Origin of the sequence: uncultured Idiomarina sp., assembly GCF_964010655.1 — a bacterium.
GTDB lineage: Bacteria > Pseudomonadota > Gammaproteobacteria > Enterobacterales > Alteromonadaceae > Idiomarina > Idiomarina baltica.
In genome coordinates this window covers 1-13,943 of the sequence record NZ_CAXGLS010000015.1, presented here as the reverse complement: position 1 = coordinate 13,943, position 13,943 = coordinate 1, and the positions used below count along the sequence as shown (strand labels likewise).

Here is a 13,943-nt window from a genome sequence, read left to right as displayed (position 1 = left end):
AAAATTGAGTGTGTGAATGCGTTTTGCGTATTTTACGCAAACAGTACGGGCATTTTTGAATAAGCGACATGGAAAAGAAACAATAACCAAGCCACAGCACCTAAAAATCCAACCCAACGCCAAGCAGCACTCGACGCCTTAAAAGCAATTAGACCAAAAATAATGTAGCCGACAAGGCCAATAATTTTATTAGACAGCCATGCTGCGCCAATAGGCGCCCCACCAACGATAATAATCATCGCGATGGCACTTAACAGAAGAAAAGTATCGTTCACATGCGGCACAATTTTCACCCACTTCTTCTGTAACTGTTGAGGGGACTTCAACACCCAGAAAAAACGCAGCATAAATAAAGCCACGGAAATCACGACAAATAGCACGTGCAAATGTTTAAATGCGATATACAAAATTAATTCTCCTTGCCGTCAAAAAAATGCATAGTAGACGCGCTAATCATGACTACGCCAGGACACCGCTTAGGTGTTTAATGACGTTATCTAAAAAGTCGGGAGAGTAATAACGCCCGCGTTCGTCTTGCAAACGCGTAATCATATCACTTTCTGCCAATCCCTGCGCGCGCCAATCGGCGATTTGTTCCGATACCAAGATGACTTGAGTCGGTTGAGCAATCGAGCTTCCCTTTTTGCCATCCGGTAAACCTAATCCATCCCAACGCTCCAATCGATCCATTAACGCCGTAAAAGCAAATTGTGTTGCTTGTTCTTGACCATTTTTCAGTCCTCGCAGTGACGTCGCAATTCGTTGTTGGCAACTGGTTTCGTGAGCGGCTGCGTTAGGCTCAATACACGACAACAAAGGTTTAGCGCGTGTATATAGCGTCAACGCACAACTTATATTGATGGCGGTGGTCTCATCGAATAACGTAGTGCCGATGCGATAAGCAATAGCCTCAGACCCGCCAACGGTGCTGCTATCAAAGTGCACTGCTTGCAGGCGCACTAGTTGGTCAGCAATGCCCGCCATAAGAACGTCTGTATCTTCGATACACACGACATTGTCTTGCGCTTTCTGCACGTTTTCAGCAAATAGCTTTAAGACATGATGATCATCATCGGTGAGCGCACGCGACATACCACCGATAAACAACACAGAGCCTTGAGGACGACAATGGCTCCGACAATACATCAGTACAAAATCATCTCCATAATAATGGCTATTATCACGGATGACGTTATCGAGCTCGGAGAGCGCCTTGCCCGGTAATACAGCACGCAAAGTTTGCCCCATCGCAACGTCGCTATCCTCGCCATTGGCGGCAACAACACGGTAAGCACGGCCATCGTCGGTCGCCGTTGCATACAACGTTTGCCTGGCTCCGCCGATCACCCAACTGAGCTGCTGGACAATACCGTCAACAAACTGTTGCATAGGTTGCAATGTATATAAGTTGGCCGATGCTTCAATGATTTTCTCGAGGCCCTGACGGCTTTGATCGACCGACATGATATCGCGGTACGAACGTAACGACGACATCACCGCAGTAAACAGTTTCTGCGCAGTAAGCTCAGTTTTAGATTTGTAGTCGTTGATATCATAATTGACAATCACTGTACGCTCGGGCGCTTGCCCTGGCTGACCTGTGCGAAGAATAATCCGAGTGTAGTGGTTATCCGCTTCTTCACGAATATAACGAGCGACTTTCAAGCCCGCATCGTCAGATTCCATCACCACGTCGAGTAATAGAATGGCAGCATCAGGATGTTGATCCACCAATTGACGCGCTTCTTCACCCGAAAAAGCACTGAAAAAATCAAGACCTCGACCGAGGAACTCAAAATCGCTTAATGCCAATTTTGTCACCGCATGAACCTCGGGTTCATCATCAACAATAAGCACCTTCCATTTGTCTTTTAGGAGTGCAGGTTGCGAGTGTTGCGGCTCATCAGCAAACATGAACTGATTGCTCATAATGGTCTCTCTCTTATTTCACTTTCTGTCCGCCAGTGATTCGTTCGACATTACCATAATCTCGCCATATGTTAACGTTTTTATAACCGAATTCACGTAATAAAGTTATAACCGCTTGCGCTTGCTGCCAACCATGTTCCATTAGCAACCAACCGTTCGGTTTCAGGTACGCGTGACCTTGTTCTGCGATGTGATGAAGATCAGCGATCCCAGCGCGTTCCGCGACAAGTGCCGAACGGGGCTCAAAACGCACATCACCTTGAGCTAAGTGCGCATCATCCTCAGCAATGTAGGGAGGATTACTAACGATTAGATCGTAAACGCTTCGATCTGCCAAACTGTCGAACCAATGACTGTGCAAAACTTCAACAGCAAGCCCAAGACGTCGCGCATTACGTTGAGCAAGCGACACTGCCGATGCTGACCAATCGACTGCGGTCACCTGCCAATCTGGACGCTCGCTTTTCAGCGCCAGTGCGATCGCGCCCGTTCCAGTACCTAAATCTAAAACCCGTGCATCTGCCGGTAAGGATAGTGACAGTGCTGTTTCTACAAGGCATTCGGTATCCGGCCGGGGGATCAGTGTACTGTTGTCCACCGCAAGAGAGAGTGACCAAAATTCTCGCTCACCAACAATATAAGCAACGGGTTCACCTCGGCAACGTCGCGCAACCCAGTTTTGCAATTGTTGAAATTGTGCATCCGTTAAACGACGTTCCGGCCACGTCATGAAATAGCTCAATGGCTTATCGAGGAGGTAAGATAACAATACGCGGCTGTCAACCTGAGCATCGGCTGAGTCTGAATCCGTTGCAAGCTGTTGACGCGCCCACTTGAGCGCGTCTTCGATACTTAAGTTCATTAATTATCTTGCGACAATGCAGCGAGCTGGTCAGCTTGATGTTCAGTGATAATCGGGTCCAGCAATAGGTCAAGCCCGCCCTCAAGTACCTCATCTAAGCGATATAGAGTGAGGTTTATACGATGATCTGTGACGCGGCTTTGTGGGTAATTGTAGGTACGGATACGTTCTGAACGATCACCGCTTCCCACCAAGCTGCGTCGGGTACTGGCTTCTTCTTGCGCGCGCTTCTCATCTTCCATGCGCTGTAATCGTGATTGCAGTACCGACATCGCCTTGGCACGGTTTTTGTGCTGTGAGCGCTCTTCCTGACACTCAACGACCACCCCCGACGGCAAGTGAGTAATACGAATCGCAGAGTCCGTTCGGTTAACGTGTTGTCCACCTGCGCCCGACGCTCGAAAGGTGTCAACGCGCAAGTCAGCTGGATTTATTTCAATGGCTTCTGCCTCTGGAATTTCGGGCAACACCGCCACCGTACATGCCGACGTATGAATCCGCCCTTGAGATTCCGTTTCAGGTACGCGTTGAACACGATGCCCACCGGATTCAAATTTCATACGACCATAGACACCATCGCCACTTAACTGCGCAATCACTTCCTTATAACCGCCATGTTCGCCTTCGTTAGCACTGACAGTACTTACGCGCCATCCGTGTTGTTCAGCATAACGGCTGTACATGCGGAACAAATCGCCGGCAAAAATCGCCGCTTCATCACCCCCTGCGCCCGCACGGATTTCTAGGTAACATGCGCGATCATCGTTTGGATCTTTAGGCAGCAGTAGTACTTGCAATGAGTTTTCTAGGCTTTCCACCCGCTGTTTAGCATCGGCAATCTCTTCATTTGCCATTTCACGCATTTCGGGATCATCGTCATCAGCCATTTCGTGTGCAGCGGTTAGATCAGATTGCGCCTGTCGATAAGAATTAAACGCACTGACTACTTCTTCTAACTGAGCGTATTCCTTTGATAATGAACGAAACTTATCCTGATCTGAAATAATATCAGGTTCGCCCAGTAGTGCTTGCACTTCCTCATAGCGCTCAATTAATCCCTCAAGCTTGCGCTCTATCGATGGATTCATGCTTAATTGGTTTCCTTATTCTGATTATCATCCTCAAGCCACAATCGCTGAAGCACTGACAAAGTCGTTTGGTCACCCTGCTCGCCCGCTTGTTTTAACAGCTGCGTGGGTCGGTGCGCGAGTTGTTGCGTTAGTTTGTGACTGAGAACTTGCATGACTTGCTCGGCTGGCTTGCCTTGTTGCAACATCGCCAACGCCTTTTCTAGCTGGAGCTGCGCAACTTTCTGTGTGTGTTGCCGATAGTCCCTAATTAACGTAACGCTATCTAGGGAGCGTAACCAATCTAAAAATTGGTTGGCTTCCCGAGCAATAATTTTGCGAGCTTGCTGCGCGGCTTGCTCGCGGTTCTTAATATTTTCGCTGATTATATTTTGTAAATCATCAACCGTATAGAGGTACGCGTCATCCAATTCATTCACTTGCTCCTCAATATCGCGAGGTACCGCCAAGTCGATGAGTAAAATGGGTTTATGGCGACGCTGCTTTAATGCTTTTTCAACACGTCCTTTACCAATAATCGGTAAAGTACTGGCGGTCGAGCTAACTACGATATCTGCATTCGGTAATAACTCACCTAACTGACTCAAACTGTGTGCCTCGGCGCCTACACGTTGAGCCAGTTCGGTGGCACGCTGCAAAGTGCGGTTGGCAACGTTTAAAGAGCTAACACCTTGCTGCACAAGATGTTGAGCAACCAGTTCAGACGTATCACCAGCGCCCACCAGAAGTACATTCGAATGTTTTAAATCACCGAAAATATGCTTAGCTAAACTAACAGCAGCAAAGGCGACAGACACCGCATTTTGACCAACTTCGGTTTCATTTCTAACCGCTTTAGCAACACGGAACGTATTTTGAAAAAGTCGCTCGAGAATACCACCCACCACATTAAAATGCTTCGCCTGCTGGTATGCTTGTTTCACTTGTCCCAGTATCTGCGGCTCTCCAAGCACCAATGAATCTAAACCGCTAGCGACACTCATCAAATGTGCAACCGCATCTTCTTGAATATGATAATAATGATGTTGCTCAAGTTCACTCGGCGTGATGCCATGAAATTGTGACAACCAATGCAGCATCGGTTGATGTTCGGCATGACCATGACAATAAAGTTCAGTACGATTGCAGGTCGATACAATGATGGCTTCTTCAATTCCAGGTAACTGCTTAAGCTCAGTCAACGCCTGTTCTAATTGCACCGGACCAAAAGCTACGCGCTCTCGTAACTCGACAGGTGCTGTTCTATGGTTTATGCCTAAAATTGAAATGGTCATCGGGAGTCGCGGTTTACTCTAACAGAGGGTTGAAAACGCTGAGCGGATTGTACGTGATCGGAGGGATTATTGAAAGTCACAGACAATTCTGGTCAACTACGCAAAACGATATGTTCTATCCTCTTTAATTGATAAAGGCGAATTCCCCTGTGGTGTTAAAAATCTCTCGTTGGACATTGCTGACGCTATTATGCAGCCTCGTTTTAACAGCCTGTAGCATACCCGAACCACCGCAACAAAGTGTCGGTACTAATATTACCAATCAGCAAGTTCAAGCGCACCAAACACGCTTGCAACGAATAAATAGATGGCAGCTATCGGGTCGCTTTGCCTTGACAGAAATCAAATCAAACAGTAAGGACAGTGCTTATCTCAGTTGGCGTTCGTCGCCTCAACAGCAAGATATTGTGATTACACATCCCTTACGTGGGGAACTAGCCCATTTGAATATAAGCGCTCAGGTTGCAACGATAAAAGTCGATGGCGAACAGGTACAAAGCCGCTCAGCGCGAGACCTGCTTTATCAATACACTGGGATGCGGCTGCCGGTAGAGGAGTTGCCCCATTGGCTGTTGGGTCGTCTCGACCCGAGGTTTACGCAATTTCACTTTGATAAACAAGGTCGGCTCATTAATGCACATTACAAAACAAGTGCAGGTGATCATTGGCAACTCACATGGTTTTACCAACCTCAGCAGCTTTTACCTGAGCAAATACATGCCGAAACCGACCAATTGAAACTCAAAATTCAGGCGCAAAGCTGGCAAACTCAACCTTCTTTAAACACTTTGGTATTGTAGAGTCGTTTCATGAACTATTCACAGACTTCACTGGTCCTACCTGCGCCCGCAAAGCTAAACTTATTTTTACATATCACTGGCAAACGTAATGATGGATACCACAACCTAGAAACGCTATTTCAGTTTATTGATATCGAAGATACGCTTTCTTTTGAATCGGTGGCAGGACACGAAGTTGAGTTGATCGATACACAGAGTGCCATTAACGTCCAAGATAACCTGGTATTTCGTGCGGCGCAGCGACTCATTAATCAGTGTCAGCAGCACCAGGTGTCGTACTTCGGCGTACGCATCACGCTTGAAAAACGACTTCCCCAAGGGGCAGGATTAGGCGGCGGTTCATCCGATGCCGCCACAACGCTGGTCGGCTTAAATTATCTCTGGGGTCAACCTTTTACTAAACAGCAATTGCTTTCCATCGGTGCCGAACTTGGCGCTGACGTGCCAATTTTCATTCATGGGCACAGCGCTTTCGCCACAGGTATTGGTGATCAATTCACCGACGTTGAACCCGACCAAAGCTATTATTTAGTGGTCAAACCTCAAGTCAATATTTCAACCGCAGCGTTGTTCGCTGATGCGGGCTTAAAACGCGACTGCAAGCCTTTATCTCCCTCGCAATGGGACTGGCAAAACACCAACAATGTATTTGAATCCGTGGTGCTTAAGCAGTATCCCGCAGTTGCCAAGCTACACGCGCAGTTGCTAAACTATGGACCGACTCGGCTTACTGGCACAGGTGCTTGCTTATTTACTCGCTTTGCGAATCAGCAACAAGCTATTGCTGCACAAGCGCAACTTTCACTACCCGAAAGTTATGTTGTGCGGGGCCAGAACCGTTCATCGCTTATCCGGACATTAACCCAAATTTAGTCGAGGTTTGTTGTGCCTGACATGAAACTCTTCGCTGGTAACGCCACGCCAGAACTCGCGCAGAAAATCGCTGACCGCCTATATATTAAACTCGGAGACGCCTCTGTAGGTCGTTTTAGTGACGGTGAGATCAGTGTCGCCATCAATGAAAACGTCCGCGGTGCGGACGTTTTTTTATTGCAGTCAACTTGTGCGCCCACCAATGACAACCTGATGGAGCTTATCGTCATGGTTGATGCGCTGCGTCGCGCTTCTGCCGGTCGTATTACTGCTGTTATGCCCTATTTCGGCTATGCGCGCCAAGATCGCCGAGTGCGCTCAGCGCGAGTACCGATCACGGCAAAAGTTGTCGCCGACTTCTTATCGAGCGTCGGTGTTGATCGCGTGCTAACGGTTGATTTGCACGCTGAGCAAATCCAAGGCTTTTTCGACGTACCTGTCGATAATGTGTTTGGCACGCCCGTACTGCTCGAACATATGCGTAACCAGAAGTTCGATAACCCGGTCGTCGTATCACCCGACATTGGTGGCGTTGTGCGTGCCCGTGCATTCGCCAAATTAATGGACGATACCGATCTTGCGATTATCGACAAACGCCGCCCATCAGCGAACGTTTCGCAGGTCATGCATATTATTGGTGACATTAAAGACCGTGACTGCATCATCGTCGACGATATGATCGATACCGGTGGCACCTTATGTAAGGCTGCTGAGGCGCTTAAACAACACGGTGCGAAACGTGTGTTTGCGTATGCTACTCACCCTGTATTCTCTGGTAATGCTGTCAGCAATATCAAAGAGTCAGCCATTGATGAGCTCGTAGTCACTGACAGTATCCCACTGAGCGAAGAAATGAAAGCAACCGGCAAAGTACATCAACTCACGTTATCTGGCATGCTCTCAGAAGCATTGCGACGCGTTAGCAATGAAGAGTCGATTTCAGCCATGTTTGATTACTAGGTTGGCTTGGCTATAACGCTTGTTTTAACTTGGTAACAGTGGTACTATTCCGCGCCCTTGGAAACCGGCTTTTGAGTCGGTTTCCAAGTTTTGGGTCAAGACTTGGTCGCGAGTTTTGACATTTTTTACTTATAAACAGATGAGAGCCCAATCACATGGCTAAATTAGATTTTAATATCAAAGCTACCGTTCGTACGGACAAAGGGAAAGGTGCGAGCCGCCGCCTGCGTCATGCGGACAAAGTACCTGCTATTCTTTACGGTGGTAAAGATGAGCCAATCGCACTTGAATTAGACCACAACAAAGTGAATAACATGGCTGACTACGAAGCCTTTTATTCGCACATCTTGACGCTTGAGATTGATGGTAAAAAACACCAAGCAATCTTGAAAGACATGCAACGTCACCCGTACAAGCCTAAGTTAACTCACTTAGACTTCCAACGTGTTGAAAAAGGTCACAAGTTGCACACTCACGTGCCACTGCACTTCTTAAACGAAGAAACAGCTAAAGGCGTTAAAGATGAAGGCGGTGTTGTTGTTCACCACGTGAACGACGTAGAAATCATGGTCTTACCAAAAGACTTACCAGAGTACTTGGAAGTTGACATCGCTAACTTGTCAGTAGGCGATACTATTCACCTAACTGACCTTAACTTACCAGAAGGCGTTGAGTTGGTTGAGTTAACCAAAGGTGAAGATCACGACCAAGCTGTTGTTTCAATCACTGCGCCTCGCGTAGAGAAAGAAGAGTCTGAAGACGAAGCACCAGCAGCTGACGAAGTCCCTGCAGCGAACGAAAAAGACGCTGACGAGTAATAGCGTTAGGTAACCCTAATGGGAACAGACGTTAAATTGCTTGTGGGCCTGGGAAATCCAGGCCCCGAATACGAAAAAACCCGCCATAATGCGGGTTTTTGGTTAGTTGAGGCCTATTGCCGTCGTCACGGCGTAACCCTCACTGCCGATACAAAAACGAAAGCATTGATTGGTCGACATCAAACCGCCACTCGTGATCTCCGCATTGTATTACCACAGACCTTTATGAATAAAAGCGGCTATTCAATTGCAGCGATGGCGCGCTTTTATAAAATTGCTCCCGAACAGATCCTCGTCGCTTACGATGAACTTGATCTTGATCCCGGTGTAGCAAAATTCAAACGAGGGGGTGGCGCAGGCGGTCATAACGGTATTAAAGATACTATCGCCCAGTTGGGCACTCAGGACTTTATGCGTTTGAGAGTCGGTATTGGTCACCCCGGACATCGTTCACAAGTGACCGGGTTCGTATTGGGTAAACCATCCGCGCCCGAACGCGCGCTCCTCGACGAGTGTATCGATGAAGCCAGTCGTGCTATTGATATTTTAATCGATGAAGGCTGGGGCCCTGCGTTACAGCAGTTGCACAGCTTTCGTGCCAGTAAATAGAGGTTTATCTCATGGGATTTCGCTGTGGTATTGTTGGTTTACCAAACGTCGGAAAATCCACGTTATTTAATGCTTTGACCAAAGCCGGTATCGAAGCGGCTAACTTTCCTTTCTGTACCATCGAACCTAATACCGGTGTTGTTGCGGTTCCCGACCCACGCCTCGATGTGCTCGAAAGTATTGTGAACCCACAAAAAGTGATTCCCACTACGATGGAATTTGTGGATATCGCGGGCTTAGTTAAAGGGGCATCAAAAGGCGAAGGTCTTGGCAACCAATTCTTGGCCAACATCCGCGAAACCGATGCGATTGGTCATGTGGTTCGTTGCTTTGAAGACGATAACATTGTACACGTCAGCGGTGGTATTAACCCTGCGGATGATATCGATACCATCAATACTGAATTAGCACTAGCAGATTTGGATTCAGTCGATAAGTCGCTTCACCGCTTGGGCAAAAAAGCAAAAGGCGGCGATGCGCAAGCGAAAGCAGAAATTGCTGTATTAGAGAAGCTCAAGCCGGCGTTAGATGAAGGCGAGATGGCGCGTTCTGTTCACTTAACAGACGACGAAAAGGCGGTAATTCGTTCATACAACCTATTAACGCTGAAGCCAACGATGTACATCGCTAACGTTAACGAGGATGGCTTCGAGAATAACCCTCACCTAGAAACTGTGCGTCAAATCGCAGCAAAAGAAAACGCTGTCGTCGTGCCAGTATGTGCGGCTATCGAATCAGAAATTGCTGAACTTGACGACGACGATAAAGCAGCCTTCTTAGAAGAGCTTGGCCAAGCAGAACCCGGACTCAATCGTGTGATCCGCGGTGGTTACCAGTTGCTTAATTTGCAAACCTATTTCACAGCGGGCGTTAAAGAAGTCCGCGCGTGGACGGTAAAAATTGGTGCCAGTGCGCCGCAAGCTGCAGGGCGCATTCATACTGACTTTGAAAAGGGCTTTATCCGCGCCGAAGTAGTCGGCTACGATGATTATGTTGAGTATAACGGTGAGCAAGGTGCGAAAGATGCCGGTAAATGGCGTCTTGAAGGTAAAGAATATATCGTTAAAGATGGTGATGTCATTCACTTCCGCTTCAACGTATAAACCTTTCTACGACAAAAAACCGGCAATCATTGCCGGTTTTTTTATGCTTAACTTGATGTCTAACTATTCCACAATATCTTGGTGCATCGGTGCTAGTAATGCGAGCAACTCATTTTGCGCAGCAACGGGGACATTCTCCTGTTCCATTGCGGCAATTAAATGCTCCACTAGCGCATTAAAATCAGCGTTATTAATCCCTAAGTTGTTATGTGAAACGGCCATACTGTCGCCCGTATATTCGCACGGACCGCCGCTGACATTACACACTTGTTCGCTGATCAGCTTATGCAGACGTAGAATATCAACATCAGCAAAGTAATGCGCAATACGCTCATCATCAGCCACTCCAAGTAGCATTTCTTCGACGATCGTTTCGATGCCGCTTCGTTCGCCTAACTGTTGATATAGCTCTGACGATTGTGCCTGTACCGCCCCAGATATCATACTACCTAGCAACACTAGTGCTGCACTCACCCAAATTTTCATGTGAACTCCTTAAAAGCTTGCCTGAACCGAAAGGTACCAACCGGTTTGTGACGCTAATCCAGCGATAGACCCCAAATCTGCGTATGCACCAACCACGGACACATGCTTCGAGGGAAAATAAGCAACGAAAATATCTTTCCAGTCGTCCTCTTTGGCAAAGCTCAGTAAATCCGGTTTTTGACGGTACTCAACACCTACCGCCCAGTAGCGATCGAGAAAAACGGCAACAGAAGCTTCTCCCACCCACTCGCGACTATCCTCCTTATCACCACCAAAGCCAAGTAACCCGAGTTGATTTGCTTCTGTATTACGTAACGTAACATTAGCCACCCACGTACGCGAAAACGGTCCCGCAAGCCAAGCTTTGGCGGCGCTCACATAGTAATCCATTGAAGAGTCGTCAGTTGCACCCACCGCCTGAGGTAAGGCGAAGGTCTGATTGCTTTTGTGTTGGATGCCGGCACTGACCTGCGGCATCACCCCATAGACCAAATCACCGCTGAGTCGCGCTTTAACCCCCCAAATAGATTGTTCGAGTTCGCCACCAATCGTTTCTAAGTCGAACTGCTGGCGTGCATAGGAAACTTCAACTCGGTTATTCCAGTTAAAGCTAGCGCCTTGCACACTTAAACTAAAATCATCAACTTGTACTTCCGTCATCTGTACAGTCGCGCCCCACTCACCTTCATCGGCGTAACTGCTGAGGGTTGCCCATGGCACGATTCCACCGCCGCCACTCCCCTCGATAGTGCTTGCGCCGCCGGTCGCCAATAGACGCGATCCCGGTGCTTCAAATTGTTGCGCCAGCGCAGGCTGAACAGCACTCAGCAAGAGTACAGATAAGCCATAAAAAATGCGTTTAGGCATGCTCTTTTTCCTTCAATAGTCGTAAATGTAATTCTTCAAATGAAATCGGCTTACTAAAATAATAGCCCTGCAACACATCACAATGATTCGCTAACAGCCAATGCCAGCTGGCTTCGTCCTCAACCCCTTCGGCGACAACACGTAAGTTCAACTCATGCGCAAGTTGAATGGTCGAACGCACAATGGACTGATCGTCGGGTTGGGTCATTAAATACTGAATAAAGGCTCTGTCAATTTTTAACTCATTGATCGGTAAGCGACGTATCTGCGATAGCGACGAATACCCCGTACCATAGTCATCGATAGAAATCTCGTAGCCGAGCTCACTTAGCATTTTTAAGCAAGCAATCGACTTTTCAGGCTCATTCATCAAAGCACTTTCCGTGACTTCCAATATCAAATAGCGTTGCATATTGCGTTGACTGAGCGCCACTAAATCATTGGCGAGTTTATCGTTGATCAAATCAACCGCTGAGATATTAATACTTAACTTAATATCATCCTTGAACGTTCGTAATTGATTCACCCATTGTTCGGCCTGCTCCACGACCCAGTGGGTTATTTCGGTGATCATGCCCGACTGCTCAGCCAGTGGAATAAATTCATCAGGCCCAACCCAACCCAGTTGCTCATCATGCCAGCGGATCAGCATTTCTGCGGCCACTGTACGGCCATCCGTAGCTCGAACTTTCGGTTGCGCAACAAGCGTGAAGCCACCTCGCGCAATCGCTTTTGGGAGTTGCTCAACAATCGCGAGTCGACGTAAATGCGCCTCATCAAATCCTTCTTGATAAAATGCATTAAACTGATTGTGCTCTTTAGCATGCTTTACCGAAACCTGAGCACGGCGGATAAGACTATCTAACTCACTCGCTTGCTGCGGAAACTGCACAGCACCACAATTAAATTTAAGTTCAAACTGACTCCCCCCAACCACAAAAGGTACGTTAAGACGAACACTCAAATCTTCTAACCGACGAGCTATTCTTGATTCAGTCTCGCCCTCCGTGACCAGCGCAAATTCATCACCGCCGAAGCGAGCCAAGATATCATTCGATTGACATCCAGAAAGCAAGCGCCCTGCTAATTGTTTCAAGACGTCATCACCCATTCGCTGACCCACGCTATCGTTTAAACGACGAAAATTGCGTATGTTGATAAGCAGCAACCACCCCGACGAGGCTGAGTCACCGAGCTTTTCATTCAATAGTCGTTGCAACTCCCGTCGATTAGGAAGTTCTGTTAACTGATCATGAGTGGCTTGGAACCTCACTTTACGCTCACGTAATGCGATAGCAGAACGCATCGACTCAAAGGTATCGGCCAATTGACCGAACTCATCTTTACGTGATTGTAAGTTAGTGGGTGAATAATCACCTGACTTTAGTTTACTTGCAGCCTGAGATAATAGCGCAACCGGCGTAGAAATGGTTTTTGCAACGAAGAGCGCGACAATTAAGGTGATAACAAGCGCTATGGCTCCAATCAGTAAAATCTGAACGAGCAACTCATCAAACTGCCGCATGGCTTCAGCGCGGGAGGTGGTCAAAGAAACGTGCACCACATTCCCCCCAACCGTATTGAGTATACTCTCTTGGAGCGCCAAACCGCTTTGTTGAACCCAGTTATCGTACATTTGCTGTTCGGACGATAACGCCTGTGCAAACCCCTCACGAAGCTCGGAAGGTAGGCTTGAAGCCAACAGCTGGCTCTGTTGCTCCAGCCATAATGTAATATCTGCGTTCGCTAACTCTTTGAGCTGCTCGGTAAGTTTATTATTTACCTCGAAACCGAGCGTCGCCCACGCAATAAGGTTGGGTGCTGTAACGGGCACGGTTACCACTTGATATAGTTGCCCTTCTGACACAAGCAAGGCCTTTCCCCCCTGCTCACCGCTTACTAATTGCTGTAAGTTCAAGTCATGTGTTGAAGCTATTTCTTCCCCACTAGGTGTCTGCAGTGCAATGAGATCGGTGCCGATGCGCTCACCATGGTTAATTAGCGCAGACACGATGGTGTCGCGATCTTCGCTAGCAACCGCGCGTTTAAAGCCAAAGTCATCAGTCAGCACTTCGGCAGCGCGGCGCAGCTGCTCAGCTCGACCATCCATTAACTCGCGGAACACCCGTTCACTGACCGTTAACTCACGTTGTAGGGTGCGTTCGACCTGATTTGATGTGGTAAGTAAAACGGCCAGTACGGCACCACACAATGCTACCGCAATGAGGATACCAAAAATGACCGCGAGTCGGACTTTAAACTGTTTAAACATCA

At 47.8% G+C, this 13,943-nt stretch carries 14 protein-coding genes; 6 read left to right on the top strand and 8 right to left on the bottom strand.

Annotated features, from left to right (window positions below; all coding sequences use genetic code 11):
• Positions 1 to 32: 32 nt before the first annotated feature.
• Genes ABNS04_RS05615 through hemA form a run of 5 tightly spaced genes read right to left on the bottom strand, consistent with a single transcriptional unit; the run spans position 33 to position 5,153 of the window.
• Entirely contained in the window at positions 33 to 407 is a 375-nt protein-coding gene (locus ABNS04_RS05615) for a SirB2 family protein (RefSeq protein WP_006955217.1), read from the bottom strand.
• Between the two features lie 52 nt (positions 408 to 459).
• Positions 460 to 1,929, bottom strand: coding sequence for a response regulator (locus ABNS04_RS05610; RefSeq protein ID WP_272978256.1), 1,470 nt, complete (start codon positions 1,927 to 1,929; stop codon positions 460 to 462).
• A gap of 13 nt (positions 1,930 to 1,942) precedes the next feature.
• The gene (gene prmC / locus ABNS04_RS05605) at positions 1,943 to 2,791 is read right to left on the bottom strand and encodes a peptide chain release factor N(5)-glutamine methyltransferase (protein WP_272978255.1); all 849 of its coding nucleotides are present in this window, start codon (positions 2,789 to 2,791) and stop codon (positions 1,943 to 1,945) included.
• Complete coding sequence (gene prfA, locus ABNS04_RS05600; protein WP_348671221.1) at positions 2,791 to 3,879, bottom strand: peptide chain release factor 1; 1,089 nt, start codon at positions 3,877 to 3,879, stop codon at positions 2,791 to 2,793. Before prfA ends, prmC begins: the two co-directional genes overlap by 1 nt.
• Before the next feature lie 2 nt (positions 3,880 to 3,881).
• Positions 3,882 to 5,153, bottom strand: a complete 1,272-nt coding sequence (hemA, locus tag ABNS04_RS05595) for a glutamyl-tRNA reductase (protein WP_006955213.1) — start codon at positions 5,151 to 5,153, stop codon at positions 3,882 to 3,884.
• Positions 5,154 to 5,302: 149 nt separating this feature from the next.
• Between hemA and lolB the strand changes: the two genes are divergently transcribed.
• From lolB to ychF, 6 genes are all read left to right on the top strand, one after another.
• A complete protein-coding gene (gene lolB / locus ABNS04_RS05590; protein WP_272977354.1) occupies positions 5,303 to 5,953 on the top strand; it encodes a lipoprotein insertase outer membrane protein LolB in 651 nt (216 codons plus the stop codon).
• A 9-nt stretch (positions 5,954 to 5,962) separates the two neighbouring features.
• Positions 5,963 to 6,826, top strand: coding sequence for a 4-(cytidine 5'-diphospho)-2-C-methyl-D-erythritol kinase (gene ispE / locus ABNS04_RS05585; RefSeq protein ID WP_272977353.1), 864 nt, complete (start codon positions 5,963 to 5,965; stop codon positions 6,824 to 6,826).
• Between the two features lie 12 nt (positions 6,827 to 6,838).
• A complete protein-coding gene (locus ABNS04_RS05580; RefSeq protein WP_040487723.1) occupies positions 6,839 to 7,786 on the top strand; it encodes a ribose-phosphate pyrophosphokinase in 948 nt (315 codons plus the stop codon).
• 155 nt (positions 7,787 to 7,941) lie between these two features.
• Entirely contained in the window at positions 7,942 to 8,604 is a 663-nt protein-coding gene (locus tag ABNS04_RS05575) for a 50S ribosomal protein L25/general stress protein Ctc (RefSeq protein WP_006955202.1), read from the top strand.
• A gap of 18 nt (positions 8,605 to 8,622) precedes the next feature.
• Positions 8,623 to 9,213 (top strand): aminoacyl-tRNA hydrolase, encoded by a 591-nt coding sequence (gene pth, locus ABNS04_RS05570; RefSeq protein WP_006955203.1) that lies wholly within the window; start codon positions 8,623 to 8,625, stop codon positions 9,211 to 9,213.
• A gap of 11 nt (positions 9,214 to 9,224) precedes the next feature.
• Positions 9,225 to 10,316, top strand: coding sequence for a redox-regulated ATPase YchF (ychF, locus tag ABNS04_RS05565; protein WP_006955204.1), 1,092 nt, complete (start codon positions 9,225 to 9,227; stop codon positions 10,314 to 10,316).
• A gap of 63 nt (positions 10,317 to 10,379) precedes the next feature.
• On the opposite strand, the gene ABNS04_RS05560 is transcribed toward ychF, so the two are convergent.
• The 3 genes from ABNS04_RS05560 to ABNS04_RS05550 form a co-directional block, all read right to left on the bottom strand.
• Positions 10,380 to 10,802 carry a group 1 truncated hemoglobin gene (locus tag ABNS04_RS05560; protein WP_272977352.1) on the bottom strand — a complete coding sequence of 141 codons (423 nt, stop codon included), beginning with the start codon at positions 10,800 to 10,802 and terminating at the stop codon, positions 10,380 to 10,382.
• Between the two features lie 9 nt (positions 10,803 to 10,811).
• Positions 10,812 to 11,669, bottom strand: coding sequence for a DUF3034 family protein (locus ABNS04_RS05555; RefSeq protein WP_272977351.1), 858 nt, complete (start codon positions 11,667 to 11,669; stop codon positions 10,812 to 10,814).
• The coding region (locus ABNS04_RS05550; protein WP_272977350.1) for an EAL domain-containing protein at positions 11,662 to 13,943 on the bottom strand (2,282 nt) is incomplete at its 5' end. The genes ABNS04_RS05550 and ABNS04_RS05555, both read right to left, overlap by 8 nt.

What these genes read in the sequence shown, in the direction of transcription:
- hemA (WP_006955213.1), bottom strand. Translation starts at nt 5,153, where the DNA reads ATGACCATTTCAATTTTAGGCATAAACCATAGAACAGCACCTGTCGAG.
- pth (WP_006955203.1), top strand. Translation starts at nt 8,623, where the DNA reads ATGGGAACAGACGTTAAATTGCTTGTGGGCCTGGGAAATCCAGGCCCC.
- ABNS04_RS05575 (WP_006955202.1), top strand. Translation starts at nt 7,942, where the DNA reads ATGGCTAAATTAGATTTTAATATCAAAGCTACCGTTCGTACGGACAAA.
- ispE (WP_272977353.1), top strand. Translation starts at nt 5,963, where the DNA reads ATGAACTATTCACAGACTTCACTGGTCCTACCTGCGCCCGCAAAGCTA.
- ABNS04_RS05555 (WP_272977351.1), bottom strand. Translation starts at nt 11,669, where the DNA reads ATGCCTAAACGCATTTTTTATGGCTTATCTGTACTCTTGCTGAGTGCT.
- ABNS04_RS05560 (WP_272977352.1), bottom strand. Translation starts at nt 10,802, where the DNA reads ATGAAAATTTGGGTGAGTGCAGCACTAGTGTTGCTAGGTAGTATGATA.
- ABNS04_RS05610 (WP_272978256.1), bottom strand. Translation starts at nt 1,929, where the DNA reads ATGAGCAATCAGTTCATGTTTGCTGATGAGCCGCAACACTCGCAACCT.
- ychF (WP_006955204.1), top strand. Translation starts at nt 9,225, where the DNA reads ATGGGATTTCGCTGTGGTATTGTTGGTTTACCAAACGTCGGAAAATCC.
- prmC (WP_272978255.1), bottom strand. Translation starts at nt 2,791, where the DNA reads ATGAACTTAAGTATCGAAGACGCGCTCAAGTGGGCGCGTCAACAGCTT.
- prfA (WP_348671221.1), bottom strand. Translation starts at nt 3,879, where the DNA reads ATGAATCCATCGATAGAGCGCAAGCTTGAGGGATTAATTGAGCGCTAT.